Origin of the sequence: Kitasatospora fiedleri, assembly GCF_948472415.1 — a bacterium.
GTDB classification, from domain to species: Bacteria; Actinomycetota; Actinomycetes; order Streptomycetales; family Streptomycetaceae; genus Kitasatospora; species Kitasatospora fiedleri.
The window spans coordinates 1,850,280-1,876,891 of the sequence record NZ_OX419519.1 but is presented as its reverse complement, the minus strand read 5'-3'; the positions used below and the strand labels follow the sequence as shown (position 1 = coordinate 1,876,891).

At 73.2% G+C, this 26,612-nt stretch carries 20 protein-coding genes and 3 pseudogenes; 9 read left to right on the top strand and 14 right to left on the bottom strand.

The annotated features are described in order from the left end of the window. Positions 1-135 precede the first annotated feature (135 nt). Positions 136-2,460: a Tex family protein gene (locus QMQ26_RS08930; RefSeq protein ID WP_282206473.1), complete on the top strand. Its 2,325-nt coding sequence runs from the start codon at positions 136-138 to the stop codon at positions 2,458-2,460. A 51-nt stretch (positions 2,461-2,511) separates the two neighbouring features. On the opposite strand, the gene QMQ26_RS08925 is transcribed toward QMQ26_RS08930, so the two are convergent. Together QMQ26_RS08925 and QMQ26_RS08920 are read right to left on the bottom strand one after the other, a co-directional pair. Further along, complete coding sequence (locus tag QMQ26_RS08925) at positions 2,512-3,075, bottom strand: NUDIX hydrolase (protein ID WP_100835636.1); 564 nt, start codon at positions 3,073-3,075, stop codon at positions 2,512-2,514. A gap of 302 nt (positions 3,076-3,377) precedes the next feature. Then, a complete protein-coding gene (locus QMQ26_RS08920) occupies positions 3,378-3,758 on the bottom strand; it encodes a hypothetical protein (RefSeq protein ID WP_282205336.1) in 381 nt (126 codons plus the stop codon). Between the two features lie 190 nt (positions 3,759-3,948). On the opposite strand from QMQ26_RS08920, the pseudogene QMQ26_RS38240 reads away from it, so the two are divergent. From QMQ26_RS38240 to QMQ26_RS08905, 4 genes and pseudogenes are all read left to right on the top strand, one after another. Next, a pseudogene (locus QMQ26_RS38240) lies at positions 3,949-4,326 on the top strand (helix-turn-helix domain-containing protein); the annotation flags it as partial. A 42-nt stretch (positions 4,327-4,368) separates the two neighbouring features. Further along, a complete protein-coding gene (locus QMQ26_RS38235; RefSeq protein ID WP_404814163.1) occupies positions 4,369-5,001 on the top strand; it encodes a DUF5753 domain-containing protein in 633 nt (210 codons plus the stop codon). Then, a complete protein-coding gene (locus QMQ26_RS08910) occupies positions 4,998-5,213 on the top strand; it encodes a DUF397 domain-containing protein (RefSeq protein WP_282205335.1) in 216 nt (71 codons plus the stop codon). The genes QMQ26_RS38235 and QMQ26_RS08910 overlap by 4 nt, the downstream gene beginning before the upstream one ends. Further along, a complete protein-coding gene (locus QMQ26_RS08905) occupies positions 5,210-5,422 on the top strand; it encodes a DUF397 domain-containing protein (RefSeq protein WP_282205334.1) in 213 nt (70 codons plus the stop codon). The genes QMQ26_RS08910 and QMQ26_RS08905 overlap by 4 nt, the downstream gene beginning before the upstream one ends. Positions 5,423-5,504: 82 nt before the next feature. Here QMQ26_RS08905 and QMQ26_RS08900 read toward each other — a convergent pair whose 3' ends face one another. Next, positions 5,505-6,056, bottom strand: a complete 552-nt coding sequence (locus QMQ26_RS08900; protein WP_282205333.1) for an NAD(P)H-dependent oxidoreductase — start codon at positions 6,054-6,056, stop codon at positions 5,505-5,507. A 223-nt stretch (positions 6,057-6,279) separates the two neighbouring features. Here QMQ26_RS08900 and QMQ26_RS08895 point away from each other — a divergent pair, with 223 nt between their 5' ends. Beyond that, positions 6,280-6,915: a TetR/AcrR family transcriptional regulator gene (locus QMQ26_RS08895; protein WP_199846950.1), complete on the top strand. Its 636-nt coding sequence runs from the start codon at positions 6,280-6,282 to the stop codon at positions 6,913-6,915. A gap of 89 nt (positions 6,916-7,004) precedes the next feature. Here the strand turns inward: QMQ26_RS08895 and QMQ26_RS08890 are convergent, their stop codons facing one another. The 6 genes and pseudogenes from QMQ26_RS08890 to QMQ26_RS38225 form a co-directional block, all read right to left on the bottom strand. Continuing rightward, positions 7,005-7,598 carry a GNAT family N-acetyltransferase gene (locus QMQ26_RS08890; protein WP_159073033.1) on the bottom strand — a complete coding sequence of 198 codons (594 nt, stop codon included), beginning with the start codon at positions 7,596-7,598 and terminating at the stop codon, positions 7,005-7,007. A 98-nt stretch (positions 7,599-7,696) separates the two neighbouring features. Continuing rightward, a complete protein-coding gene (locus QMQ26_RS08885; protein WP_282205332.1) occupies positions 7,697-8,374 on the bottom strand; it encodes a nitroreductase family protein in 678 nt (225 codons plus the stop codon). Between the two features lie 105 nt (positions 8,375-8,479). Then, complete coding sequence (locus tag QMQ26_RS08880; protein ID WP_282205331.1) at positions 8,480-10,126, bottom strand: ABC-F family ATP-binding cassette domain-containing protein; 1,647 nt, start codon at positions 10,124-10,126, stop codon at positions 8,480-8,482. Positions 10,127-10,188: 62 nt separating this feature from the next. After that, positions 10,189-10,284: a choice-of-anchor Q domain-containing protein gene (locus QMQ26_RS38230; protein ID WP_404814162.1), complete on the bottom strand. Its 96-nt coding sequence runs from the start codon at positions 10,282-10,284 to the stop codon at positions 10,189-10,191. Between the two features lie 437 nt (positions 10,285-10,721). Next, entirely contained in the window at positions 10,722-10,934 is a 213-nt protein-coding gene (locus tag QMQ26_RS08875; RefSeq protein ID WP_100835627.1) for a hypothetical protein, read from the bottom strand. Between the two features lie 125 nt (positions 10,935-11,059). Then, a pseudogene (locus QMQ26_RS38225) lies at positions 11,060-17,268 on the bottom strand (DNRLRE domain-containing protein). Between the two features lie 578 nt (positions 17,269-17,846). Between QMQ26_RS38225 and QMQ26_RS08865 the strand changes: the two are divergent. Further along, a complete protein-coding gene (locus QMQ26_RS08865) occupies positions 17,847-18,929 on the top strand; it encodes a glycoside hydrolase domain-containing protein (protein WP_404814099.1) in 1,083 nt (360 codons plus the stop codon). A gap of 338 nt (positions 18,930-19,267) precedes the next feature. Here the strand turns inward: QMQ26_RS08865 and QMQ26_RS38220 are convergent. Next, positions 19,268-19,369 (bottom strand): annotated as a pseudogene (locus QMQ26_RS38220) (hypothetical protein); the annotation flags it as partial. Positions 19,370-19,499: 130 nt separating this feature from the next. Next, entirely contained in the window at positions 19,500-19,853 is a 354-nt protein-coding gene (locus tag QMQ26_RS08860; RefSeq protein WP_100835623.1) for a VOC family protein, read from the bottom strand. Between the two features lie 369 nt (positions 19,854-20,222). Here QMQ26_RS08860 and QMQ26_RS08855 point away from each other — a divergent pair, with 369 nt between their 5' ends. Continuing rightward, positions 20,223-21,839 carry an ABC-F family ATP-binding cassette domain-containing protein gene (locus tag QMQ26_RS08855; protein WP_100835622.1) on the top strand — a complete coding sequence of 539 codons (1,617 nt, stop codon included), beginning with the start codon at positions 20,223-20,225 and terminating at the stop codon, positions 21,837-21,839. A gap of 199 nt (positions 21,840-22,038) precedes the next feature. Beyond that, positions 22,039-23,271, top strand: coding sequence for a 3-phosphoshikimate 1-carboxyvinyltransferase (gene aroA / locus QMQ26_RS08850; protein WP_282205330.1), 1,233 nt, complete (start codon positions 22,039-22,041; stop codon positions 23,269-23,271). Between the two features lie 31 nt (positions 23,272-23,302). Here the strand turns inward: aroA and QMQ26_RS08845 are convergent, their stop codons facing one another. Genes QMQ26_RS08845 through QMQ26_RS08835 form a run of 3 tightly spaced genes read right to left on the bottom strand, consistent with a single transcriptional unit; the run spans position 23,303 to position 26,480 of the window. Further along, positions 23,303-24,175 carry a carbohydrate ABC transporter permease gene (locus QMQ26_RS08845; RefSeq protein WP_404814098.1) on the bottom strand — a complete coding sequence of 291 codons (873 nt, stop codon included), beginning with the start codon at positions 24,173-24,175 and terminating at the stop codon, positions 23,303-23,305. Further along, a complete protein-coding gene (locus tag QMQ26_RS08840; RefSeq protein ID WP_100835619.1) occupies positions 24,172-25,149 on the bottom strand; it encodes a carbohydrate ABC transporter permease in 978 nt (325 codons plus the stop codon). Before QMQ26_RS08840 ends, QMQ26_RS08845 begins: the two co-directional genes overlap by 4 nt. Before the next feature lie 32 nt (positions 25,150-25,181). Then, the gene (locus QMQ26_RS08835; protein WP_282206469.1) at positions 25,182-26,480 is read right to left on the bottom strand and encodes a sugar ABC transporter substrate-binding protein; all 1,299 of its coding nucleotides are present in this window, start codon (positions 26,478-26,480) and stop codon (positions 25,182-25,184) included. Positions 26,481-26,612 lie beyond the last annotated feature (132 nt).

Below are 26,612 nucleotides of genomic sequence, written 5' to 3'. Positions count from 1 at the left end.
CGTGTCCCCCCGCGTCCCCGGAACGCGCCACGCCCCGAGCGGCCACCCGGTCCACCGGAGGTCCGCCGGTCGGACCTGCCAGAATGCACGGGCGACACCGCCCAACCGTCTGAAGGGGTGACCGGCACCGTGACCATGCCCGTCGAACGCAAGATCGCCGAAGAGCTCGGCGTCCGCGAGAACCAGGTGCAGGCCGCCGTCGGCCTGCTCGACGGGGGTGCGACCGTTCCCTTCATCGCCCGCTACCGCAAGGAAGCCACCGGCGCCCTGGACGACACCCAGCTGCGCACCCTGGAGGAGCGGCTGCGCTACCTGCGCGAGCTGGAGGAGCGCCGCACCGCCGTCCTGGAGTCCATCGAGGCCCAGGGCAAGTTGGACGACGCGCTGCGCGCGCAGGTCCTCGCCGCCGACTCCAAGGCCCGGCTGGAGGACATCTACCTCCCGTACAAGCCCAAGCGGCGCACCAAGGCGCAGATCGCCCGCGAGGCCGGCCTCGAACCGCTCGCCGACACCCTGCTCGCCGACCCGGGACAGGACCCGGCCGCGCTCGCCGCGACCTACCTGAACGAGCAGGTCGCCGACGTGCCCGCCGCCCTGGAGGGCGCCCGGGCCGTCCTGGTCGAGCGCTTCGGCGAGGACGCCGACCTGGTCGGCTCGCTGCGCGAGCGGATGTGGACCCGCGGCCGGCTGGTCGCGAAGGTCCGGGACGGCAAGGAGCAGGACGGCGCCAAGTTCGCCGACTACTTCGACTTCGCCGAGCCGTACACCAAGCTGCCCTCGCACCGCATCCTGGCCATGCTGCGCGGCGAGAAGGAGGAGGTCCTCGACCTCGACCTCTCCCCGTACGACGGCGAGCAGGAGGCCGACCTGCCCGGCGCGAGCGACTACGAGCAGCGGATCGCCGCCCGCTTCGGCGTCGCCGACCGCGGCCGCCCCGCCGACAAGTGGCTCACCGACACCGTCCGCTGGGCCTGGCGCACCCGCATCCTGGTCCGGCTCGGCATCGACCTGCGCACCCGGCTGCGCGCCGAGGCCGAGGACGAGGCGGTGCGGGTCTTCGCCGCCAACCTGCGCGACCTGCTGCTCGCCGCCCCCGCCGGGACGCGCGCCACCATGGGCCTCGACCCGGGCTTCCGCACCGGCGTCAAGGTCGCCGTGGTCGACGACACCGGCAAGGTGGTCGCGCACGAGACGGTCTACCCGCACCAGCCCGCCAACAAGTGGGACGCCGCGCTCGCCGCGCTGGCCCGGCTGGCCGCCCGGCACCGGGTCGACCTGGTGGCGATCGGCAACGGCACCGCGTCCCGGGAGACCGACCGGCTGGCCGCCGACCTGATCAAGCGCCACCCCGAGCTGGGCCTGACCAAGGTGATGGTCAGCGAGGCCGGCGCGTCCGTCTACTCCGCCTCCGCGTTCGCCGCCCAGGAGCTCCCCGGGCTGGACGTGTCGATCCGCGGCGCGGTCTCCATCGCCCGCCGCCTCCAGGACCCGCTGGCCGAGCTGGTGAAGATCGACCCCAAGTCGATCGGCGTCGGCCAGTACCAGCACGACCTGAGCGAGCTCAAGCTCTCCCGCTCGCTGGACGCCGTGGTCGAGGACTGCGTCAACGCGGTCGGCGTCGACGTCAACACCGCCTCCGCGCCGCTGCTCACCCGGGTCTCCGGCATCACCGGCACGCTCGCCGACAACATCGTCGCCCACCGGGACGCGAACGGGCCGTTCCGCACCCGCAAGGCGCTCAAGGACGTCGCCCGGCTCGGCCCCAAGGCGTTCGAGCAGTGCGCGGGCTTCCTGCGCATCCCCGACGGCGACGACCCGCTGGACGCCTCGGCCGTCCACCCCGAGGCGTACCCGGTGGTCCGCCGCATCCTCGCCGCCACCGGCGGGCAGCTGCGCGAACTGATCGGCAACGGCCCGGCGCTGCGCGCGCTGCGGCCGGGCGACTTCGCCGACGGGACCTTCGGCGTCCCGACCGTCACCGACATCCTCGGCGAGCTCGACAAGCCCGGCCGCGACCCGCGTCCCGCCTTCCAGACCGCCACCTTCAAGGACGGCGTGGAGAAGCTCTCCGACCTGGAGGTCGGCATGGTGCTGGAGGGCGTGGTCACCAACGTCGCCGCGTTCGGCGCCTTCGTCGACGTCGGCGTCCACCAGGACGGCCTGGTGCACGTCTCCGCGCTGTCGAAGAACTTCGTCAAGGACCCGCGCGAGGTGGTCAAGCCCGGCGACATCGTCCGCGCCAAGGTCACCAGCGTGGACGTCCCGCGCAAGCGGATCGGCCTGACCCTGCGCCTGGACGACGAGACCGCCCCCGGCGCGTCCGGCGGGAGCCGCCGCGAGCAGTCCCCCCGCCGGGACTCCCGGCCCCCGCGCCAGGAGCGCCGTCCCGTCCCCCCGGCCGCCGCCCCCGCCAACTCCGCCATGGCCGACGCCCTCCGCCGCGCGGGCCTGGGCAAGTAGCGCGGCACCGCCCCGCGCCGGCGGCCGGGCCCCGGGGGGCCGGGCCGCCGGTCAGCCGGTGCGGGACTCGACCGCCAGCGCGACGAGTTCGGGCCACCAGGGCTCGCGGTGGTCGCCGAGCAGGCGCAGCGCCTCGTCGGGGGTGACGGGGCGGACCTCGACCACCTGCTCGCCGTCGTCCGGGTTGGTGGGGGCGGAGTCGACCAGGACGTCGGCCCAGCCCCAGAGCCACGCCTTCACGGGGTGCGGCTGCCAGGGCCGGTAGGGCGTGGGCGAGTCGGTGACGGCGAGGTGGTGCCCGATCCAGGTCGGCGGCCCCAGCAGCCGGGCGCCGGCCTCCTCGCGCAGCTCGCGCTCCAGGCAGGACTCGACGCTCTCGGCGGCCTCCCGGGTGCCGCCGGGCAGGAACCAGTGGCCGCGGACGTCCCGGCACAGGACGACCCGGCCCTCGGCGAAGCCGACCAGGTGGATGTTGGTGATCAGCTCGTCCGGCGGCAGGTCGGTGCTGAACTGGGCGTCGATACCGCCCCACTCCCAGCGCTGCGGCGCGTGCAGGGCCGGGTACCTGGTGGCCAGTTCGGTGCTGTCGCTTGCTCTGCGTGTGGTGTCCGTCATCGATCGATCGTAGTCCCGGCCGGTCCCGAACGGACCCGGACGGTCAACGGAGCGGACGAAACCTCACCCGCCCGTGGCGCCCCGTCAACCCGCCGCACCGGACGTTCACCTGACCGACCGTCACCGGTCCGCGGGCACGGAACCGGCCCGGCCGATCGCGCTTACTGACCGTGGGGGAGCGCGACGACCGGGCCGTGTGGGGGTTGGTTCTCACCACCCGCCCGGAAGCGGGTTCTCGACCACCGTGCCGGGAGCGGCCGGACCGCCCCGTGCACCAAAAATGCCCGGCCCACCGGGGCCCGTCAAGCGTTCCCCGCCCCGCTTGAGCCACCCTTAAGGCTCCCTTCGCCGTCACCACCGGCACCGCCCTCCCGCCCCCGCTCCGGGCCCGGCGGGACGGACGGCTCCGTCCAGACCTCGCTCCACACGCTGTCCTGCACCAGGCCGCCGCTGTCGGGGAGGATCGAACGCCGGTGCCCCCAGCGGTCGCCCAGCGCGAGGGCCGCCAGCACCCCGGCCACGTCCGGCGCCGGCCGGGTCGACCGGAGCTCGACCCGGTACCCGCCCGCGACGGAGGTCAGCCGGGCCTCCTCGCCACCGGCCCGCGTCAGCCGGTCGGCGATCACCCAGGCCCGCCGCCGCGCCTCCTCCTCGGAATCCTCCGGCTGTCCCTCAGGCCGCATCCGACGCCCGCTCCCCACCGCCGTCGCCGTCACCGCACCGCGGACACCGGCAGGCCGGCCAGGTCAGCGGGGAGAGCGGCGCGGGCCCGATCGGCTCGTCGGACGTGCGGAACGAGACCTGGACCCGGGTGCCGTCGGCCCGCGCCGTGTAGACGCGGATCGTCAACTTCGCTCCCGGCTCGGGACACGGGTGATCGGACATGGTGGTGGACCTCGCAGTGCTCGGGCAGGGCGGGAAGGGGGCGTCCACGCCCCCGGAGGGCACCGGGCCGACGCGCGCCGGGACCGCGCTCCGCGCGCCGGTCACCGTCCGCGTCCCTCTTCTTCCGGTACGTCACCAGCATCGGCAGAAACGACTACGCTCACCAGTACTTGCCCGTTGACGGTTCAGGCGAGTCAAGGAGCTTCAGTGGTGAGCGATGATGGAGAAGTTGACGGCGCGTCATCTCCGGCCCTCCGCTTCGGCGAGGAACTCCGCAGGTCGCGGAGGGCGCGCGGGTGGTCCCAACTGGCCCTGGCCGCACGCATGGGGTACTCGGGCGGGCTGCTCTCGTACGTGGAAAGAGGGAAGAAGCCCGTAACCCTTAACCTCGCGGTCAGGGCCGATCAGGTGTTCGGGACCGGGGAGCGGTTCCAGCAGCTCTGGCGGCAGTACTCGAACGCCAGCCTGCTGGAGGGCTTCGCGGAGTTCACCGCGGCGGAGGCCCGGTGCCGTCGGCTGCGGACCTTCGAACTCGGCGTGGTGCCCGGCCTGTTCCAGACGCCGGCCTACGCGTCCGCGCTCGCGGCGGCGGCCGTGCAGCGAGGGAGCATCACCCAGGCGCAGGCCGACGCGCGGGTCGCCTTCCTGGCGACCCGGCAGGGGCTGCTGGTCCGGCCGGATGCGCCCTACGTGCACGCCGTCCTGGACGAGAGCTGCATCCGGCGTCCGGTGGGCGGCCCGGCGGTCATGGCCGAGCAGTTGGGGTATCTGGAGGAGCTGGCCGGGCGGCCCCGGATCACCCTGCAGATCGCCCCGTTCGACATCGGCGAGCGCGCACCGTTCACGATGCCGCTGGTGCTGCTGGACCTCCCCGGCCGGGTGGTCGTCGGGTACGCGGAATCCCAGGGCCGGGGCCATCTGGAGCGCGGTCGGGACACGGTTTCGACCTGGTCCAGGGAGTACGATCTGCTCCAGGTGGAGTCCCTGTCTACGGCCGCTTCACTCACCAGGGTCCGGGTTGTCAGGAAGGAACTCTCATGACCGATGTCGACCTGTCCGAGCTGCGCTGGGTGAAGTCCACCTACAGCAACAACGGTGGCAACTGCGTGGAGGTGGCTCCGGCCGGGCTGCCCGGTCGCTTGCCGGTTCGGGACTCGAAGGACCCGCAGGGGCCGGTGCTGGTGTTCCCCGAGGCGGCCTTCGCCGCGTTCGTCATGGCGGTCAAGTCCGGTGCTTTCAAGGAGCTTTCGTGACCGGCGTCGACTTGTCCGAGCTGCGCTGGGTGAAGTCCACCTACAGCGACAACGGTGGCAACTGTGTGGAGGTGGCTCCGGCCGGGCTGCCCGGTCGCTTGCCGGTCCGGGACTCGAAGGACCCGCAGGGGCCGGTGCTGGTGTTCCCCGAGGCGGCCTTCGCCGCGTTCCTCGCGGTGGTCAAGTCCGGTGGTCTCGGCGAGGTCTGAGGCCGCGTCAGTGCGGTGGAGCCCCGCGGGCCCGAAGTGTCGGGTGCGCGGGGCTCCTGCTTGCCCGGAGGGGCGGGGTTTGTCAGGCGCGGGCCAGGTTCTTGCCGGCGGTGGCGGCGGCGTCCAGGGCCTGGGCGTGGTACTCGGCGGCCAGGTCGCGCAGGCTCTCCATCGCCGGGTTGGCGGCGGCCATGGTGAGTTCGCGGCGGACGGTGGTCAGGTCGGCGCCCCAGACGTCGCGCAGGATGCGCTCGACGTAGGGGGTGGAGTGGTCCCAGCCCTCGCGGGGGGTGCCGGCGGCGAAGCCGCCGCCGAACGAGGCGACCAGGAGGACCGGCTTGTCCTTGAGCAGTTCGGTGGTCGGGCCGGCGGCGGCGATGACCAGGTCGACCCAGGTCTTGAAGTGCTGGGAGACGCCCCAGTTGTAGAGCGGCACGGCGATGATCGCGGCGTCGGCGGCGCGCAGCTCCTCGGCCAGCGAGGCGCCGAGCGCGGCGGCCTCCCGCTGCTCGGGGTGCGCTGGTCCTCGGGGGTGAAGGCGGCCAGGGTGGCGTGCGTCCAGGCGTCGCCGGGCAGCGGGTCGGTGCCCAGGTTGCGGCGGGTGACGGTGCCGTCGGGGTGGGTGGCGGTCCACTCGGTCTCGGCGGCGGTGGCCAGCTCGGCGCTGGTCGAGGTGCCGGGCAGGATGCTGGCGTCCAGGCGGAACAGGTGCATGACAGTACTCCTCGGTTCGCGTCCCGCCGGGAGGGCGGTGGCGCGGGCGGGCGGGCGCGGCAGGGCGCAGGTGCGGGCCGGGAGGCGCCGCACTCGACATAAACGGACTTTACCCCGTTTCTCCCGCCGGGTAAATTGGCGGCATGGACAGCCCCCTGGTCCCCTTCGGGAAACCCCCCACCGAACGCGCGGACGCGGCCCGCAACCGCGAGGTGCTGCTCTGCACCGCCCGCGCGATGATCGCCGAACTCGGGGCGGACCACCTGACCATGGACGGCCTCGCCGAACGCGCCGGGCTGGGCAAGGGCACCGTCTTCCGCCGCTTCGGCACCCGGGCCGGGATCTTCCGCGCCCTGCTCGACGCCGAGGAGCAGCGCTTCCAGTGCCAGGTGCTGTCCGGCCCGCCCCCGCTCGGCCCCGGCGGCGACCCGGTCGACCGGCTGATCGCCTACGGCCGCGCCCGCACCCGCTTCCTGCTGGAGCGCCACCACATCGCCCGCGCCGCCTTCGAGCGCAAGGGCCCCGTCCCGCCCGCCGTCGGCCCCAACTTCTCCCGCCCGCACATCCGGATGCTGCTCGCCCAGGCCGCCCTCGGCCTCCCCGACCTCGACACCCTCGCCCTCCAGCTCGCCAGCGCCCTGGAGGGCCCCCCGCTGCTCTTCCTGGTCGCCGACCTGCCCCCCACCGCCCCGGCCGCCGGCCGCTGCGCGGAGGAGGACCTCGGGGCCCTGCTCGCGGACGGCTGGCAGACGCTGATCGAACGGCTCGCCCACCGCTGAGCGCCGACGGACGGCCGCGGGTCCGCTCCCGGAACGCCGGAGGGGACGGCCCGCCGGGCCGTCCCCTCGTCGCGCGCCCCGGCGGGCGCTCAGGCCCCGGTCAGCCAGATCATCTTGCGGCCGGTCTCGGCCGGGGCGGTCGGGGCCGCCGGCTCGATCCGGTCCAGGACGTAGCCGAGCCTGCGCGGCACGGCGGCACTGGCGGCGTTCGACTCGTCGCAGTGGATCTCGGCGCGGGTGATGCCCGGCAGGGCGAGGGCGGCCGAGGTGAGCGCGCGGGCGGCGGCGGTGGCCAGGCCGCGGCCGGTGTGCCCGTGGTGCACCCAGTAGCCGATCTCCAGCGCGCCCGGGCCGATCCGGCCGTGCAGGCCGAAGCCGCCGATCACCGCGGCCGGGTCCGCGTCCAGGCCGAGCAGGTACAGGAAGTCGGTGCCCTGCTCCCAGGCCGCCTCGCCGGCCACCGAGAGCTGCTCGCTCTCCGCGAGGGTCGGCGCCTGCCGGGCCCAGGGCATCCACGGACGCAGGTGGTCCAGGTTGGCGATCACCGCGGCGTTCAGCCCGGCGGCGTCCGCCACCCGGCGGCGGCGCAGGTGCGCGCCGCCGCCGAGGGGCAGCAGCTCGGGCGGGCGGCCCGCGGTGAGCGGTCGCGCAACGTTGTCAGGTGCGTCGGTGGAGTGACTCATGGACGGAGTATGCGCCATCCGGCAACGCGCCGACCAGCGGATATCCCCTCCACCACCCGGGCGCACCACCCCGGCGCACCACCCCGGCGGGCGGCGGCTCAGAGCTGCACCAGCACCTCGTCCAGCGGCTTGCGGACCAGGTCCGGCACCCGGGCGTCCTCGGCCGGGTAGCCGACCGGGATGACGTACGCGGCGCGCTCCTCCGGCGGACGGTCGCACACCTCGTTGAGGAAGCGCATCGGGCTGGGCGTGTGGGTCAGCGTGGCCAGGCCCGCCTGGTGCAGGGCCGCGAGCAGGAAGCCGACCGCGATGCCCACCGACTCCTTGGTGTAGTACGGACGCGGCGAGTTCGGGCCCTTGTGCACCTCGAACACCACGATCACCGCGGGCGCGTCCTCCAGGAACGGCTTGCGCCAGTCGGTGCCGATCGGCGCCAGCGCCGCCAGCCACTCCTCGGACGCCCGGTGCGCGTAGAACTCCCGCTCCTCCGCCTCCGCGGCCTCCCGCAGCCGCCGCTTGCGCTCCGGATCGGTGACCACCACGAACCGCCACGGCTGCACGTGGGCGCCGCTCGGCGCGGTCGCCGCCGTCCGGACCGCCCACTCCAGCACCCCCTCGGGCAGCGGGCGGCTCGCGTAGTCGCGCACGGTGCGGCGCCGGGCCATCACCTGGTGGAAGGCCCGGCAGCGGTCGGCCGCCTCGTGGGCGGGCACGCTCATCGGGTGCAGCGGCGCCGTCGGGTGGGACGGCGCCGGGGCGGAAGCTCGGTCAACCATGCGCGCCAGCACAGCACACGGCGCACCCGGGCGGAAGACGCCGTCGGGTCCCCGGCAAGAACCGGCCCAAAGCGACCGGGCGCTGCGCCAGGCCCCGGGCCCGTCTCAGGCTTCGGAGACCTTCCCGTCCGCGACCACCAGCCGCCGGTTCACCTGCACGGTGTCCAGCATCCGGCGGTCGTGGGTGACCAGCAGCAGGGTGCCGGTGTACGAGGCCAGCGCCGACTCCAACTGCTCGATCGCCGGCAGGTCCAGGTGGTTGGTCGGCTCGTCCAGCACCAGCAGGTTCACCCCGCGGGCCTGGAGCAGGGCCAGCGCCGCCCTGGTCCGCTCGCCCGGGGAGAGCGTCGCGGCGGGGCGCAGCACGTGCACCGCCTTCAGGCCGAACTTGGCCAGCAGGGTGCGGACCTCCTCCGGGGCGAGGTCCGGCACGGCGGCGGCGAACGCCTCCAGCAGCGGACGCCCGGCGTCGCCGCCGAACAGGTGCCCGCGGGCCTGCTCCACCTCGCCGACCAGCACGCCCGAGCCGAGCGCCGCACTGCCCGCGTCCAGCTCCAGCCGGCCCAGCAGCGCCGCCAGCAGCGTCGACTTGCCCGCGCCGTTCGCGCCGGTGATCGCCACCCGGTCCGCCCAGTCGATCTGGAGGTCCACCGGCCCGAACGCGAAGTCCCCGCGCCGGACGGCGGCCTGCCGGAGCGTCGCCACCACCGAGCCGGAGCGCGGCGCGGCGGCGATCTCCATCCGCAGCTCCCACTCCTTGCGGGGCTCCTCCACCGCGTCCAGGCGCTCGATCATCCGCTGGGTCTGCCGGGCCTTCGCGGCCTGCTTCTCGGTCGACTCGGCGCGCTGCGCCCGGGCCTTCTTGTCGTTGTCGCCGCCCTTGCGCCGGGCGTTGCGGACGCCGTGCTCCATCCAGTTGCGCTGCATCTGGGCCCGGGCCTCCAGGCCCGCCTTGGTGTCCGCGAACTCCTCGTACTGCTCGCGGGCGTGCCGGCGGGAGATCGCCCGCTCCTCCAGGTACGCGTCGTAGCCGCCGCCGTACAGGTTCACCTGCTGCTGGTGCAGGTCCAGCTCCAGCACCTTGGTCACGGTGCGGGCCAGGAACTCGCGGTCGTGGCTGATCAGCACGGTGCCCGCGCGCAGGCCCTTCACGAACGCCTCCAGGCGCTCCAGGCCGTCCAGGTCCAGGTCGTTGGTGGGCTCGTCCAGCAGGAACACGTCGTAGCGCGACAGCAGCAGCGAGGCCAGGCCCGCGCGGGCCGCCTGGCCGCCGGACAGCGCCGTCATCGGCAGGTCCAGCGAGACCTTGAGGCCCAGCTGGCCGGCGACCTCCTCCGCCCGCTCCTCCAGGTCCGCGCCGCCCAGCTCCAACCAGCGGTCCAGGCTCACCGCGTACGCGTCGTCCGCGCCGGGCCGGCCCTCCACCAGGCCCTCGGTGGCCTCGTCCAGCGCCGCCTGGGCCGCCGCGACGCCGGTGCGGCGGGCCAGGAAGTCGCGCACCGACTCGCCCTCCCGGCGCTCCGGCTCCTGCGGCAGGTGCCCGACGTTCGCGGTCGGCGGGCTGAGCTTGAGCGAGCCGCCCTCCGGGGTGTCCAGCCCGGCCAGCAGCCGCAGCAGGGTCGACTTCCCGGCGCCGTTCACCCCGACCAGGCCGATCACGTCCCCGGGGGCGACGACCAGGTCCAGCCCGGAGAACAGCGTGCGCTCGCCGTGGCCGGCGGCGAGGTCCTTGACGACGAGAGTGGCAGTCATGATGGCGTCGATTCTAGGCCGCCGCCCGGAGCGCCCCGGACGGCCGGGCCGGGGTGCCCGGGTCAGCGGTGCTCGTAGGCGCCGAGGTCCGGGCGGGTGTCGCGGGGGAGCAGGTCGGCGTCGGTCGCGGGGGCGCCCGCGGTGGTGCCGGCGTCGATCGCGGGGCTGCCGGGGAGAGGCGGAAGTCGGCGCCGGCCGGGGCGTGCACTGCCACTTCGCCGGGGCCGGGGACGACGACGGTGTTCGCCTGACGTTGTTCCGGATCAGCGTCCGGCCGGCGTAGGGGGTCTGGTGGAGCGGGGCGCCCCGGAAGTCCCGGTTCTCGGTGGAGTCGACGATGATGCCGTGCCCGTCGGTGATCCTGGTGAATCCGCTGACGGCGCTGGGGACGGTGTTCCTGTTGTCGTACACGACGTTGCCCTCGACCACCATCTTGGCGGCCCCGGTGGCGCCGTCGGAGTTCCACCTGGCCTCCGATGCCCACTGCCGGCCGGACCCCGCGCTCCTGGCGAGGACCCCGCCCGTCGCCCGTCCCGTCCGGCCGCCGGGCCGTCGTACGGTGTCGGTGGGGTGCGGCGGAGGAATCCGGGTCTCGTTATGACTCCTCGCGGTCCGACCGCAGGGTGCGGGCCACGTGGCGGGCGAACTGGATTGCGCCGACTGCGAGGACGCCGCCGGCGGCGGCCCGGATCGTGGTGCCTGTGGTCGAGTCGCCGGGGACCCGGCCCGCGAGGAAGAGCGTGAGGCCCGCGAGCGCCGCGTAGGCGAGAAGGCCGATGGCTATCTTGACGATTTTCGTGTGTCGCACCTGGCGTCCCGTTCTCGGTTGGTGGGGTGGTGGGCGGTGGGGCGGACCGGTTCTCGACCGGTCCGCCCCGCCGCCGTCTGTTACGGGGTCACATCATTTTCGGCCGGCGGTTCCGTGCCCGGGGGTCAGAAGCCCCATCGCCCGCGGTGCAGGCCCGGGCCCCTGAAGAAGGGCGACACCCAGCGGCTCCAGACGTTCTTGGCGGAACCGCCTCCGTAACGGGTCAGCACCGCGTTGACGGTCGACGCGGCGGCGTAGCCCCGCCAGGTCCGGTTCTCGTCGACACCGTACCGGTAGCCGATGGCCCCGCCCACCGCCCCGCCGGCCCACAGGCAGGCGGCCGAGCCGGCGCCTCCGGTGGCGATCAGGCAGCCGCCGGTCACGACAGTGGTCGCCACACCGGTGATGATGGTCTGCTTGTTGTTCTTCCAGGTCGTGGCTCCCCAGCAGCCGCCGCCCTTGTTCCGGACCAGACACCAGCGTCCGTCGAGGTCGTACTTGGTGAGCGGGTCGGCGTGGACGTAGTCGTAGGCGTTGGCGTTGCCACCGTGGACCGGGTCAATGGAGAGGAACCGGCCGGTGGTGGGGCTGTAGAGGCGGACGCCCATGAGGGTGAGGCCGCTGGGGGTTTCGGTGGAGCGCTGCTTGGTGCCGAGCCAGCCGTAGCGGGTGGTGGTCTGTCCGGTGCGGCCGTTGCCGTACTCGTCGTAGTCGAGCACGGTGGGGGCGGTGCCGTTGAGGGGGAGTTGCAGGGTGATGTCGCCGTGCAGGTTGGCGAGTTGGAGGGTGGTCAGGCCGGTGTTGGTGGTGGTGGCGCCGAGGTCGCCGGTGATGCCGGTGACGTTGCGGGTGTAGTTGGCGAGGTTGTCGCCGACCCAGCGGGGGTTGTCGCTGTCGGAGCCGTAGTGGTTGGTCTTGGTGAGGTTGGTGGTCCAGGTGCCGGAGTTGTTGGTCTCGGCGGTCCAGGAGCGGAAGCGCTGGTGGGAGTCGAGGGTCCAGGTCTGGCGGTTGGTGCCGGTGGTCTGCTGCTGGACGAGGTCGCTGGTGTAGTAGGCGACGGTGGAGCCGGGCAGGGCGGTGGTGCGGCCGAAGGCGTCGTAGGTGTGACCGGAGTTCACCAGGCGGTCGGCGCTGTCGTGGGTGTTGGTCTGGGTGGTGGCTCCGGTGGTGGTGCAGTCGGTGCCGCGGGCGGCGACGGCGGTGGCGAGGGTGGTGCGGTTGGTGTTGTTGTCGAAGCCGTAGCCGCGGGTGGTGCAGACGGCGTCGGGGGAGGTGTCCTGGACGGTGGTGAGGCGGCCCGCCTTGTCGTAGGCGAAGGTCTGGGCCGCGGTGACGCCGGGGGTGCCGGTGTGGGTGGCCCACTGGCCCTGGACGGTCTCGGTGATGCCGTCGGAGACCAGCACGGTGCCGTCGCTGTCGCGGGTGTAAGAGCGGCCCACGGTGGTGCCGGAGGGGTCGCGGCGGTCGGTCAGGGTGTAGCCGCCGGGCATGCCCTGGGTGACGGCGGTGCCGTCGGCGTCGTAGCGGGCGGTGAAGGTGCCGGCGACCGAGTCGGTGACCGAGGTGGTCAGGCCGCGCGGGTCGATGGCGGTGTCGTAGGTGTAGGTGGTGGTGGACGGGACGCTGTCGGTGACCTTGGTGGGCCGGTTGAGGGCGTCGTACTCGGTGGTGGTGGTCGCGCCGTCGGCGTCGGTGTAGGAGATGAGGCGGCCGAGTGCGTCGTACGCCTTGGTGATCGTGCCGCCGCCGGTGGAGGTCTGCTTGGTGACGGCTCCGGTGGCCGGGTCGTAGGTGGTGGTGACGGCCGGGACGGCGGTGCCGAGGCCACCGCTGACGGTGGTGGTCACCGGTCGTCCGGCCGCGTCGGGGGTGATGGTGGTGGTGCGGGTGAGGCCGTTGGCGGTCTCGTCGGTCTGCGTGGTCTGGCCGAACAGCCCGTACTGGACGGTCTTGACGGGCAGTTGGACCGGGTTGGTGCCGCCGCCGGTGATGTCGCCGGCCGGGCCGGTCTGGCACTCCAAGTCGGCCCATTCGGGGCGGCCGGCGCAGGTGCCGGTGCCGGCGGCGGACCAGTAGGTGGTGCGGGTGGTGCCCGCGTCCGTACCGGTCGACTTGGGCAGTTGCCGGGAGGTGACGCGGCCCTGGGCGTCATAGCCGGTGGTGGTGGTGAGGTTCAGCCCGCCGGCGTCCTGGATCTGCTGGGTGGCGACACCCAGCGTCCAGTCGAAGACGGACTTGTCGGTGCGGGTCTCGGCGAACACCTCGGGCCAGGCGCGCAGGGCGCCGCCGGTGACGGTGGTGGTGACCTGGTCCTTGACCTTGGCGGTCCCGTCGGTGGGGCGGCCCTCGTCGTAGGTCTTCACCGTGCGGGTGCGGGCGACGGTCTGGGTGCCGGCCTTGGCGACCGTCGCCCCGCCCGAGATCACGTCGGCGGCAAGGGTGATGCGGTGCAGCGGGCCGGAATTCTCCGTCTCGCGCTGGCCGTCGGCGCTGTACACGCTGGTGGTGGACAGCAGGCGGGCGCGTTCGCCGCTGGGCAGGTTGTTGATGCCGAGGTCGGCGAGCTGGGCCTTGGCCGCGTCGGTGGTGCCGAGGGCGAGTTCGCGGTTGGCGGCGGTCAGCGTGCGGACGCCGTTGCCCCACTTGTCGTACTCGGTGGTGGTGAGGCGGTGCCCGGGGGCGGCGGTGTTGACCTGGCGACCGGAGGCGTTGAGGTAGTGGACAGTGGCCCGGGTGTAGTCGCCGGTGTTCAGATCGGCACCGCTGTTGGAGGCGGGGATCTGGTCGGCGGGGAAGACCGCGGTGGCGTCGGTGGGCAGGTCGCTCTGGCCCCAGGTGGCGCCGGCGGTGGCGGACAGGTCCTCGGGGCCTTGGTGCCGCTGGTGGGCACGCCGTACACGATCGTGGTGGTGGCGGTGCCGTTGACGGTGGCGGTGGTGCCGGGGGTGAGGGTGTTGGTCCACACCTTGGTGAGCATGCCGTCACCGGCGGCCGGGTTGGCCGCGATGTTGCCGTAGGCCATGTGGTAGCCGCCGTTGACGCCGGGCGGCAGGACCGCGTACAGCGCGCCGTCGGAGGCGGCGCCCTCGATGTACGAGTACTGGGTCTTGGCGCTCGTGCCCAGGCGCGGGTCCCAGGTCTGGCGCAGTCGGCCCGCCAGGTCGTAGCGGTAGGTGGCGACGTCGGTGGCGGTGGCGGCCGTCGCGCCGGGGGCGGTGGCCCACAGTTTGATGGTGGAGAGCTGGCCGGTGAAGTCGCCGAAGTCGGTGCCGTTGGTGTTGCCGGTGGCGGTGGTCGTGGTGGCGTAGACGAACTGTAGGACGCGGCAGCCCTTGGTGGACGGGGCGGCCGTGCAGGCGGCCGCGGTGGCGGCGGAGGTCGGCGCGATCAGGTACTTCGGCCGGGCCAGGGTCTTGCCGCCCACCACGGTCTTCTCGGAGACGACGGTGGTGGTCGAGTTGGCCAGACCGTCCAGCAGGCTCGACGTCACCGTCCAGGTGGTGGCCGCCGGGTCGACCTTGGCGAAGGTGGTCACCGTGCCGTCGGTGTCGGAGAGGGTGAAGTCGCCGGAGGCGAAGGACCCGCGCAGGGTCAGTGCCTCGCTGCCCGGCTCGGGCACCCAGCCGTTGCCCGCCGCGTTGGCAGTGAAGCCGATGGTGTCGCCCTCGGTGAGGACCACGTCCAGCGAGGTGTTCGAGGTCTTGCGGATCTCGGTGTAACCGGACTGGGAGACCTCGGAGGCCACGCCGGAGGTCCAGTTGGGGCCGAAGATCGGCGCCTGGCCGTCCTTGTTCGCGGCGGCCTTCGGGTCGCGCGAGGTACTGGTGCGGCCCACGGTCAGGCCGAAGAACGAGGCGTCGGTGGCCGAGACGGTGAGGTCACCGGTGAGCAGGTTGAGCGTGCCGGGGCCGACCTGCTGGGTCGCAGCTCCCGTCGCCTTGCGGTCGACGACGGCCTTGATGCCCTCGGAGGAGACGGCGGCGTTGTTCGGGCCGGTGAAGTCGGCGCGGACCTGCACGGTGCCGTCGGGGTTGACGGTGCTGGTGGCGTTCCAGGTCAGCGACGGGCTCTTGCCGCTGTTCAGCGCGACGGGCCAACTGACCGCGCTGCCCGCGTTGGTGACGTCGGAGGCCGGGATCGTGGTCCAGGCGTCGGCGTCCGAGCGGCGCCAGGAGAAGCTGACGGCGTTGTACTTGGCGGCGTCGGCCTCGGCGACCAGCGGGAGGCGGGCGGCGGTGCGGGTGCCGTCGTTGGGCGCGGTCACGCCGCCGGCCCCGACCCGGAAGGTGTAGGTGACGGGTTCGGACTTGTTCTCGGCCTTGTCGACGGCGCGGACCTGCAGGGTCTGCGTGCCGGCCTTGTCCGGGGTGACGGTCAGGTTGACCGGGGCGGTGGAGCCCCCGGTGGCCACCTTGGTCCAGGTGGCGCCGTCGAGCGTCCACTCCAGGGCGCTCTGGTCACCGGCGGGCGGGGTCAGGGTGAACACGCCGGACTGCCCGGCGCCCTTGACCCACTGCCCGGAGGGGTAGTCGGTCGAGGTGATCGCGGACGGCGCGGAGGGCGCGGCGGTGTCGACGGTGAAGTACGCCCACGGCGACCACGTGGTGTTGTAGTGCAGGCCGTCGTAGGGCGAGGTGCGGAACCGGTAGGTCTTGCCGTTGGTCAGCAGCCCCGCGGGGACGGTCACCGAGGCGGGCTGGCCCGAGGCGACGTACGGGGAGACCAGTACGTTGCCGACCTGCGCGCCGCTGTCGTTGTCGAAGACCTGGAAGGTGCCGTCGACCTTGTCGTTGTTCGGGTCGACGAAGGTGTCGCGCAGCGTCGGGGTGGTGGAGTTGACCCACCAGGTCCCGTTGCCGTCCTTGTAGAAGGGGGAGCCGGCCTGCTGGTCGGTGCCGGTGCGCGGGCGGTAGTTGTAGGTGACCGTCAGCTTGGGCACGTTCGAGCCGGCCTCGGAGGAGTTGACCTCCTTCCAGTACTTGGTGCTGCTCTCGTCCGGGGCGCGCAGGCCCATGCCGGACGTGGGGTTCTTCGCGGAGGTCCAGCTCTGCACGAGGTTGGTGACGTCGGCGTTGATCCAGCCGTCGTTCTGGCAGCCGGTGCGGCCCGCGGTCTCCGTCGACGTCGCCTGCTTGGAGTTCCAGGAGGGTTGCAGGGTCCACCGTGAGGCGGTGGAGGCGAGCGAGGTGTCGTAGACGTCCCAGGCGTAGCCGGCGCAGTCGCTGTTGCCGGACTGGAAGTTCCACAGCGACACGGTCGCGTTGGTGATCAGCGCGTCCGCGATCGGCGCGGTGTTCCAGTTGATGAACGCGCGGGCCTCGCGGGAGGAGCCGTCGGCGTTCTTGGTGCCGGGGTTGCCCCAGTACAGCTCGGTGTCCGCCGACCAGTCGACGCTCTCGCCCTTCTGCACCCGGGTGTCGAACACGTTGCCCAGCGCGATCGTCGAGGGGTCGACGGTGACCGGGTACCGGGTGTTCGGGTCGGTGAGGAACGCCGCGTCGGGAGCGAACACCAGGTCGATGCTGTCGCCGTGCTGGACGACCTTCAGGTCGACCTTCGCCCGGTTGGCGTGCTCGCGCGAGCCCTCCGCGATGACGGCGGAGTCCCACATCACCGGCGCGGGCAGCACGGCCCGCTTCTCACCGGTCTTCCTGTCGGTGAACAGCACGCTGCCGTCCGCCTGCGCCTCTGCCTTGAGCCCCTTGACCTTCAGCGGCATCGTGTAGGAGTAACCGGCCGCCGTCGGGCGCTGCTTGAGGACGGTGTACTGCTCGAAGCCGGTGCGGGTGGCCTCCACCACCAGATCGGCCGCGCCGTCGCTGATCGCGTCCTTGTAGGTGGCCTTCGTGCCGTCCAGCTCGGGTGCGGGCAGGCCGCCCTTCCACCGCAGCTCGACCTGCTGGTCGCCCTCGCCGAGGGTCACCAGGGTGCGGTCCTCGCCCTGGCCGGACTGCGAGTCGGCGAGCGAGCGTGCCCGGGTGCCGCCCGGGGCGGCCAGCTTCAGCGCGCCCGGGTGAGCCTTGGGCGCGACCGAGCCGTCCGGCTGCCGCTGCAGCGCCAGGTCGACGTCCGTCCACCGGCCGTCGCGCTGGAAGCGCACCGGCCCGGCGAACAGCTCGCTGGTCAGCGAGCCGTCCTTGTTCACCCACGTCGTCGACGTCTCGGTCCGCTCGGACAGCGCCTCCACCCGCTGCCCGGACAGCCGGGCCGCGACCCGCGCCGACGGGATGTCAGCAGCCTCGGTGGCCCACTTGGTGCCCTGCGCCTGACCGGACTTGTCCGGCTTCGGCGCGGCCAGCGCGTCCTCCGTCCCCGCCAGCAGTGACACCGACACGGCGAGCGCCACAACGGCGCTCACCCCCGGGCGCCCGGCGGCACCAACCGCCCACGGCCCCCCGATATGCGTCCGTACACATCCACTCCCTGCACATGACCCCGCCGCTCTGACGGAGGCTCACGGATCGTATGCAGGGAATAAATCGGATATTGACGAACAGTCATATCAATATCCCGCAAGCGGCTTGTGGCGGGTTCGAAGGATTTATGAAACCGAAACGTGGATGGTCCGGCGAGGGGGTGTGCGAGAAAAGTGAAGACGCGGGATTGGGTCGGAATGCTGGATGCCGGCCTTCTCGACCGAGGCCCCTTGGCTCTTGATCGGCTCCGCCGGGCCCGCCGTGACGGGCTCCGTAGGTCCGGACCCCGAGGTGTGTGCCAGTTGTGAATCCTCCGCGGCCGGAGCGGGCGTGCCTGACTGCCGGTCAGGTAAAGGGCGACCCAAAGAACGGATATACCCGGACAAAGGTCACCGCTTCGCCTCAAGCCGGCTGGAACGAACCCCTCCCGGGGTGATATGCATACCGGCAGTCGCTCTCCGCGCCCCCGCGGACACTCCGCCCATGAGGAATTCCCGTGCCGAACACCCCCTTCAACAAGGGGCGCAGCACCGTGCTGTCCGCCGCCTGCCTGACCGCCGCTGCCGCCCTGGCACTCAGTGCGTGCGCGAAGCCAGCCGACGGTCCGCACGGCGCGGTGGCCGGCGAGGCGGTCGGCGCAGTGCAGGCGGCCTCGCCGTCGGCGACCGACAGCCTCTCCGCCTCCGCCTCGCCCTCGGCCTCGGCTTCGGCGTCCGCCTCCGGCTCCGTGTCTGCCTCGGCCTCGCCCTTGGTTTCGGCGTCCGGGTCCGCGACACCGTCCGGTTCGGCCGCCGCCTCGGCCTCGGCGCCCGGCGCCTCCAAGCCCGCCGCCGCGGCGGGCGGCGCACCGGCCGGGACGTCCAGCGGGAGCGTGTTCACCGGCCTGGCCTTCGACACCTGCACCGCCCCGCCGCTGGCCACCATGAACGCCTGGCGCGGCACCTCTCCCTACGGGGCGATCGCCGTCTACGTCGGCGGCAAGAACCGCGGCTGCGCGCAGCCGCAGCTGACCGCGTCCTGGGTGGGCGCGGTGGCCGGCTCGGGCTGGAAGCTGGTGCCGCTGTACGTCGGCGCGCAGCCGCCGTGCCAGACCGGCTCCAGCCCCGAGAAGATCACCGCCGACACGGCCGTCTCGCTCGGCGCGGCGGACGGCGCGGACGCGGTGGCCAAGGCGTCGGCGCTGGGCATGCGCGCCGGCAGCACGCTCTACCTGGACGTGGAGGCCTACAACACCGCCGACACGGCCTGCGCGGACGCGGTCCTCGCCTACACCCAGTCCTTCGACCGGGCGGTCAAGGCGCGCTCCTACCGGCCCGGTTTCTACGGCTTCGCCTCCTCCAGCGCCGCCGGCATCGCCAGGGCCGCCGAGGCCGGCGCCGCCGACCTGCCCGAAGCCCTGTGGTACGCCAAGTACGACGGCGCCGCCGACACCACCGGCAGCTTCCCCTACAGCGGCGGCCTGTTCGGCGGACACCGCCGCGCCCACCAGTACCAGGTCAACCAGAAGGAGACCTACGGCGGCGTCACCCTGACCGTCGACCGCAACGCCCGGGACGCCCCCGTCGCCGTCACCGGCTGACCACCACCCGACACGGTGCCGCACCCGGCCCTCCTCCGCCGGAGGCCCGGTGCGGTGCCGTACCGCACGGCCCGTTCCGGACGGTGCGTCAGCTCTCCGGCCTCACGGGCGGCGGCACCTGCGGCACCTGCGGCGTCCCGGCCGTCGACCGGCATGACCGTGCGTTCCTTCCGGTGAGCGGTGCGGAGCGAGGCGAACCACGTCCGCTGCTCGACCTGAAGGAACGACAGCCACTGCTTCCGGGCCCGCCACGCGAACGTGTCGTGCTCGGCACTCGGTCGCACCGGCGCTCCGGCCGGGACCGGTTCGGCCGCGAAGGCGAAGCCGATGACCGGCGGTCACCCGCCGGCCGCCGACCGGTGGCCCGCCGTCAGCGGCCGCAGTGCCTCGGCGGGCCGGAGCCGGGCCTCCTCGGCGAGCTCCCGCAGCGCGGTGGCGGGCGGCCGCCCTCGCGGGAGGCACCGCCCTCCTGGTGCTCTTCCGCCGCCGCCGGGCCGCCGGCCGGCACGGCCGCACCCACCGACCCCGGCGGCCCGGCGGGGCCCGACGCACCGGCCGGCCCGCCCCGGCTCAGGCGGGCTGCCAGAGCTCGATCCGGTTGCCCTCCGGGTCGGTCACCCAGCCGAACCGGCCGACGCCCGGCATCTCCTGCACCTCCCCGGCCACCGCCGCGCCCGCGGCGCGCAGTTGGGCCAGCATCGCGTCCAGGTCGCGGACCCGGACGTTCAGCATCACCTGCTGCGCGGGGGAGCCGAAGTAGTCGGTGCCGGACTCGAAGGCGGCGAACACCGTCGGGCCCGGGGCCTGCTCCCACCGGCCGTGCCCGTCGGCGGGCAGGCCCAGGACGTCGCGGTACCAGGCGGTCAGCGCCGCCGGGTCGGTGGCGCGCAGGAAGTACCCGCCGATGCCGAGGACTCGTTCCATGGCGCCCATCCTGGCAGCCGCCACCGACACCCGGGGGAGGCGGGGACCCGGGGCCCGGGACTTAATTCCGTTGCGGCGGGTGCGCGGGGGTCCGTACCCTCGGAGGCGTCACATTCCCGCACGTCTGGAGAAGGCCGTTGCTCGTCTGAGGTCATGAGACACCGCGCCACGCCACACCCGTGTCCTTCCCGGGTCGATCGGCGTGCGGGCGCGCGTGCGACCTCGGCAGGGCGGCGATCCACTGCTCCCGTGCGGGTTCCCCGTTTCCCGTGACGGCCGGCCGTTTCCCCGCGCCGGACCTCCTCGCACCCGCGTCCCCGGTGTCTCCCGTGTTGCTCCCCTTCCCACGGCAACCTCCAGGAGGCCCTCATGGCGCAACCCACCACCTCGATCCTCTGCACCGACCTCGGCTTCGAGTGGCCCGACGGCCGCCCGGTGCTGAGCGGTTTCCACCTCGCCGTCGGCCCCGGCCGCACCGGGCTGGTCGGCCTCAACGGGGCCGGCAAGTCCACGCTGCTGCGGCTGATCGCCGGGGAGCTCGCCCCCGCCGCCGGCACCGTCCGGGTCGCGGGCGAACTCGCCTACCTGCCGCAGGACCTGACGGTCGTCGCCGGGCAGCGGGTCGACGAGACGCTCGGCATCCGGGCCAAGCGCGAGGCCCTGCACGCCATCGAGTCCGGAGACGTGGCCGAGCGCCACTTCACCGCCATCGGCGACGACTGGGACGTCGAGGAGCGCGCCCGCGCCACCCTCGACCGCCTCGGCCTCGCCGGGCTCGACCTCGACCGCACCAGCGGCGAGCTCTCCGGCGGCCAGGCCGTCCTGCTGCACCTCGCCGCCCTGCTGCTGCGCCGCCCCGACGTCCTGCTGCTCGACGAGCCCACCAACAACCTGGACGCCCGGGCCCGGGCCCGGCTGTACGACGCGGTGGCCGCCTTCCCCGGCGTGCTGCTGCTGGTCAGCCACGACCGCGAGCTGCTGGAGCGGGTCGACCAGATCGCCGACCTGCGGGACGGCGAAGTCACCTGGTACGGGGGCAACTTCAGCGCCTACCAGGAGGCGCTGGAGACCGAGCAGGAGGCCGCCGAGCGCCTGGTCCGCAACGCCGAGGCCGACGTCAAGCGGCAGCGGCGGGATCTGGTCGAGGCCACCCAGCGGCTCGCCAAGTCCGCCGCCTACGGCAAGCAGCGCTCGGTGCGGCGCAACGACCCCAAGGCGCTGGCCGACAAGCTCCAGGGCAAGGGCGAGGAGACCGCCGGCCGCCTGCGCGGCATGCACACCGAGCGGCTCAACGAGGCCAAGGAGCGGCTGGCCACCGCCGAGGAGGCGGTCCGGGACGACGCCGAGATCCGGATCGACCTGCCCCGCACCGCCGTCCCGGCCGGGCGCACCGTCCTCACCCTGGAGGGCGTCCGGCTGGCCCACGGCGGCCGCGGCCGGATCGACCTGGAGCTGCGCGGCCCCGAGCGGATCGCCCTGATCGGCCACAACGGCTCCGGCAAGAGCACGCTGCTGCGCACCGTCGCCGGTGAACTCGCCCCCGCCGAGGGTATGGTCACCACCCCGGTCCAACTGCGCCACCTCCCGCAGCGGTTGGACGTGCTGGACGACCGGGAGACCGTCTTCCGGAACGTCAGGGCGCACGCCCCCGCCGCCACCGACAACGAGGTCCGGGCCCGGCTGGCCCGCTTCCTGTTCCGCGGCGCCCGCGCCGACCAGCCGGCCGGCACCCTCTCCGGCGGCGAGCGCTTCCGCGCCACCCTCGCCGCCCTGCTGCTCGCCGACCCGCCCCCGCAGCTCCTGCTGCTCGACGAGCCCACCAACAACCTCGACCTGGCCAGCGTCCGCCAGCTCACCCAGGCCCTGTCCGGCTACCGCGGCGCCCTGCTCGTCGCCAGCCACGACCACCCCTTCCTCCGGGAGATCGGCATCACCCGCTGGCTGGAGTGGGACGGGGGTGAGCTGCGCCCGACCGACCCGCGCTGACCCGCCGCCGTCCCGTCCGCCGTCGCCCTCCCGTCCCGCCCGCCGCCCCGGTCCGCCCACCGTCGCCGTCCCGTCCGCCGTCCGCCGTCTGCTGACCGGCCGGGGGTGTCCGCACCGTGGGACGAGTCGGCCCGGTCGGTGGACGGGAGGGCAGGATCGGGGGCGGTCCTGTTGTCGTTGCCCCGCTGGAGTGTGCGCCGTGGCGCTGGTCGAGATCCCCGGTTCGAAGTCGGTCACGGCGCGTGCGCTGTTCCTGGCCGCGGCGGCGGACGGGGTGACCACCCTGGTGCGGCCGCTGGTGTCCGACGACACCGAGGGGTTCGCCGAGGGGCTCCGCGCGCTCGGGTACCGGGTGGAGCGCGACGAGCGGGAGTGGCGGATCACCGGGTGCCCGCAGGGGCCGGCGGCCGACGGGGCGACGGTGTTCTGCCGGGACGGCGCGACCACCGCGCGCTTCCTGCCGACGCTGGCCGCCGCCGGGCACGGCACCTTCCACTTCGACGCGTCCGAGCAGATGCGCCGCCGCCCGCTCGGCCCGCTCACCACCGCGCTGCGCGACCTCGGCGTCGACCTGGAGCACCACGGCGCCGAGGGCCACCACCCGCTGAGCGTCCGGGCGGCGGGCGTCGAGGGCGGCGAGGTGGTGCTCGACGCCGGGCTGTCCTCGCAGTACCTGACGGCCCTGCTGCTGCTCGGCCCGCTCACCCGCACCGGCCTGCGCATCCGGGTCACCGACCTGGTCTCCGCGCCGTACGTCGAGATCACCCTGGCGATGATGCGCGGCTTCGGCGTCGAGGTGGCCCGCGCGGGGAACGTGTTCGAGGTGCCGCCGGGCGGCTACACCGCCGCCCGGTACCCGGTCGAGCCGGACGCCTCCACCGCCTCGTACTTCTTCGCCGCCGCCGCGCTGACCGGCCGCGAGGTGACCGTCCCCGGCCTGGGCCGCGACGCGCTCCAGGGCGACCTGCGCTTCGTCGAGGTGCTGGAACGGCTCGGCGCGAAGGTCGAGATCGGGGCGGACGCCACCACCGTCACCGGCGGGACCCTCACCGGCGGCACCGTCCACATGCGGGACATCTCCGACACCATGCCGACGCTGGCCGCCATCGCCCCGTTCGCCTCCGGCCCGATCCGGATCGAGGACGTCTACAACACCCGGATCAAGGAGTGCGACCGCCTCGACGCCTGCGCGGAGAACCTGCGCCGCCAGGGCGTCGAGGTCGCCACCGGCCGGGACTGGATCGAGATCCGCCCCGGCACCCCGAAGCCGGTCGAGATCGCCACCCGCGGCGACCACCGGATCGTGATGTCCTTCGCCGTCGCCGGGCTGCGCACCCCGGGCACGACCTTCGACGACCCGGGGTGCGTGCGCAAGACCTTCCCCGGCTTCCACGAGGCGTTCGCCGCCTGGGCGGCCCGGGCGGCGGACTGAGCCGCCCGGGCCGCCGACCGGTCGGAGCGGATCAGTCCTTCACCGCGCCGCCCAGCCCGGACACCATGTGCCGCTGGACCAGCACGAAGAAGACCAGCACCGGGACGGTCATCAGGGTCGAGGCGGCCATGATGCCGCCCCAGTCGTTCTCGTCCGGCTTGAAGAACACCATCAGCGCGGCCGGCAGCGTCTGGTGGTCGGTGTCCAGGATCAGTGTCTTGGCGAACACGAAGTCGTTCCAGGCGGTGATGAAGGAGAACACGCTGGTCGCCGCCAGCCCGGGGGCGACCAGCGGGAACAGGATTCGCCACAGGATGGTGAACCGGCTCGCACCGTCGATCCGGGCCGCCTCCTCCAGCGACTCGGGCACCGCGGCGACGAAACCGCGCAGCATCCACACCGCGAACGGCAGCGAGAACGCCAGGTTCACCAGCATCAGCGAGCCCAGCGAGGAGAGGCCGAAGCCCGGCGCGACCGAGCCGATGTCGCGCACCAGGAAGAACAGCGGGATGGTCAGCGCCTCCACCGGCACCATCTGCGCCACCAGGAACATGATCAGGATCGTGGTCCGGAACCGGAACCTGAACCGGGACAGCGCCACCGCCGCCAGGAAGGCGACCGCGGCGGACACCACCACCACGACCACCGCCACCAGCATGCTGTTCGCGAAGTACCGCCCGAACCCGGACACCCCCAGCGCGTTGCGGAAGTTCTCCAGCGTCGGCGCGAACGTCCACGGCCGCGGGTGCGCCGAGGTGATCTCGCCCTTCGGCTTCAACGCCGACAGCACCATCCAGTACAGCGGGAAGACCGTCAGCAGGGCGAGCACCACGGCGGCCGTGTTGGCGCCCTGCCGCAGCACCCGGTTGTCGCGGCGCCCGATCGAGAGGGGCTTGCCGGTCACAGTTCCTCCCCGGAGCGGCGCAGGCCGCGGACGTAGACGGCGGTGACGGCCAGCAGGATGAGGGTCATCAGGACGCCGATGGCCGCGCCGAGGCTGTAGTTCTCCGCGACGAAGGCCTTCTGGTAGGCGTAGACGTTGAGGACCAGGTTCTGGCCGGCGATGCCGCCGCCGCCGGTCATCACGTAGATCTGGGTGAAGACCTTGAAGTCCCAGATGATCGACTGGATCACCACGATCACCAGCAGCGGGCGCAGCATCGGCAGCATGATCTTGCGGAAGACCGTGGTGGTGCCGGCGCCGTCCAGGCGGGCGGCCTCCAGGACGGAGTCCGGGATGGCCTGGATGCCCGCGTAGAGGGTGATCATCACGAACGGGAAGCTGTGCCAGACCACGACCACGGCGACCATGGCGAAGGCCGACCACTTGTCGTACATCCAGTTGTGGCCCTGGGTGCCGAGAACCTCGTTGACCAGGCCGGAGTTGGTGTCCAGCAGGAACATCCACACCGTGGAGCCGGTCATCGCGGGGGCGGCCCAGGCGCCCAGGGCGCCGAACATCAGCATCAGCCGGGGCCACCGGCCGACCCGGGTCAGCAGCACCGCGCAGGTCGCGCCGACTACCAGGGTGGCCAGGACACAGAACGCGGCGAACGCCAGGGTCTGGGCGAGCACCGACCAGAACTGCGCGTCGCCCAGCACGTCGGCGTAGTTGGAGAGCCCGACGAACTCGGTCGGCACCCCGCCGGAGGCCTGCGGTTGGCCGAACTTGAGCACCGAGAGCAGGCCCAGCTGGTACAGCGGGTAGCCGAACAGCGGGATCAGCACCAGGGCGGCCGGCAGCAGCAGCCAGAGCGGGACGGGTATCCGGGCCAGTGGCCCGGGGCGGCGGCGGGCCCCGGCGGGGGCGCCGCCCGCCGGGCGGAGCGGGGTGGGGTCCCCGTGGTCCGCCCGGGCGGTGACGGTCGTGGCAGGCATCGACGACTTCCGGTTCCTCTGCGGGCCGACGGCTACTTGCCGCTGAACGAGGTGTTCATCGCGGCGGCGGCCTCCTTGGTGGCGGCGGCCACGTCGGACTTGCCGGTGATGACCTTCTGCAGCATGGTCGGCACCACGTTCTGGGCGTCGATCCGGGCCCAGGCGGCGTCCTTCGGGACGAACTTGGTGCCCGCCTCGATGGTGTCGGTGAACGGCTTGAGCCACGGCTGCTTCTGCACCACCTCGGCGCGCGCGGAGGACAGCGTCGGCAGGTTGCCCATCGCGTCGAACAGCGCCAACTGGTTCTTCTCGGAGGCCAGTTCCTTCATGAAGTCGACCGCCAGCGAACGGTGCCGGGTGGACTTCATGACGCCCAGGTCGTTGCCGCCGGAGAACGCCGGGGCGATCTTCCCGGCCGTGGTGCCCGGCAGCGGCACGATCGCGTACTTGCCGGCCGCCGCGCCCGCCTCCACCGCGCTGCGCGAGGAGTTCGGCAGGATCGCCATGCCGGCCTTGCCCGCCGCGAACGCCTCGACGGTCTTGCCGCCGGTCAGGTCGGCGCACTGCTGGGCCGGGCAGATCGCGTCCGTGAACAGGTCGGTGTACTGCTTCACGCCGGCCTGCGACTGCGCCGAGTCGATCGCCGAGGCGTACGCCGAGCCGCTCCGCGCCGCCAGGTCGCCGCCGTTGGCCCACACGAACGGCAGTGCGCCGAAGGTGTACTTGCCGCCGACCGCGATGCCCAGCAGGTCGCCGTGCGCGGCCCGGACCTTCTCCGCCGCCGACTTCAGCTCGTCGTACGTGGTCGGCGCCGACAGGCCCAGCTCGGTGAACACGTCGGTGCGGTAGTACAGCGCCCGCACGCCCAGCCACCAGGGCAGGCCGTACGTCTTGCCGTCGACCACCGCGGTGTCCTTCAGGTCCTGCGGCAGGTCCTTGCCCTCGGCCCAGTCCGCCAGGTCGGAGGTGATGTCGGCGAGGCCGCCCGAGGCGGTGTAGCCGAACAGGTCGGTGTTGCCGAACTCCACCACGTCCGGCGCCGAGGACGGGTCGTTGAACGCGCCCTTCATCTTCTCGGCGCGCGGACCGGCGTCGGTCGGGATGTACGAGACCTCGACCTCGACGCCCGCGTGCTTCGCCTTGAAGTCGGCGACGGCCTGCGCCACCACCTGCTCCTTCGGCGCCCGGTTCGCCTCGTCGTACAGCCAGACCTTCACGGTGCCGGTCTGCTCGTCCTCCGAGGACGCGGTCTTCGCGGTGCCCGGCGCACAGGCCGTGGCCACGGTGCCGGCCAGCAGGGCAAGGGCGGCACCACGGGCCAGCTTCTTCATGCTCAACTCATCTCCTCGCCGCAGCGGGACGCACCTGCGCGTCCCGGGACGAACCGGGACATGCAGTGGGGGATCGGTGTGAGCGGGACGTTAGAAACTCGCCGGGCACGGCGACAAGAGCAGAGCGCGAAA

Excerpts from the sequence above, each read along its gene's own strand:
- QMQ26_RS08930 (WP_282206473.1), top strand. The coding sequence starts at position 136 with ATGCCCGTCGAACGCAAGATCGCCGAAGAGCTCGGCGTCCGCGAGAAC.
- QMQ26_RS08925 (WP_100835636.1), bottom strand. The coding sequence starts at position 3,075 with ATGACGGACACCACACGCAGAGCAAGCGACAGCACCGAACTGGCCACC.
- QMQ26_RS08920 (WP_282205336.1), bottom strand. The coding sequence starts at position 3,758 with ATGCGGCCTGAGGGACAGCCGGAGGATTCCGAGGAGGAGGCGCGGCGG.
- QMQ26_RS08910 (WP_282205335.1), top strand. The coding sequence starts at position 4,998 with ATGACCGATGTCGACCTGTCCGAGCTGCGCTGGGTGAAGTCCACCTAC.
- QMQ26_RS08895 (WP_199846950.1), top strand. The coding sequence starts at position 6,280 with ATGGACAGCCCCCTGGTCCCCTTCGGGAAACCCCCCACCGAACGCGCG.
- QMQ26_RS08890 (WP_159073033.1), bottom strand. The coding sequence starts at position 7,598 with ATGAGTCACTCCACCGACGCACCTGACAACGTTGCGCGACCGCTCACC.
- QMQ26_RS08885 (WP_282205332.1), bottom strand. The coding sequence starts at position 8,374 with ATGGTTGACCGAGCTTCCGCCCCGGCGCCGTCCCACCCGACGGCGCCG.
- QMQ26_RS08880 (WP_282205331.1), bottom strand. The coding sequence starts at position 10,126 with ATGACTGCCACTCTCGTCGTCAAGGACCTCGCCGCCGGCCACGGCGAG.
- QMQ26_RS08860 (WP_100835623.1), bottom strand. The coding sequence starts at position 19,853 with ATGGAACGAGTCCTCGGCATCGGCGGGTACTTCCTGCGCGCCACCGAC.
- QMQ26_RS08855 (WP_100835622.1), top strand. The coding sequence starts at position 20,223 with ATGGCGCAACCCACCACCTCGATCCTCTGCACCGACCTCGGCTTCGAG.
- QMQ26_RS08840 (WP_100835619.1), bottom strand. The coding sequence starts at position 25,149 with ATGCCTGCCACGACCGTCACCGCCCGGGCGGACCACGGGGACCCCACC.
- QMQ26_RS08835 (WP_282206469.1), bottom strand. The coding sequence starts at position 26,480 with ATGAAGAAGCTGGCCCGTGGTGCCGCCCTTGCCCTGCTGGCCGGCACC.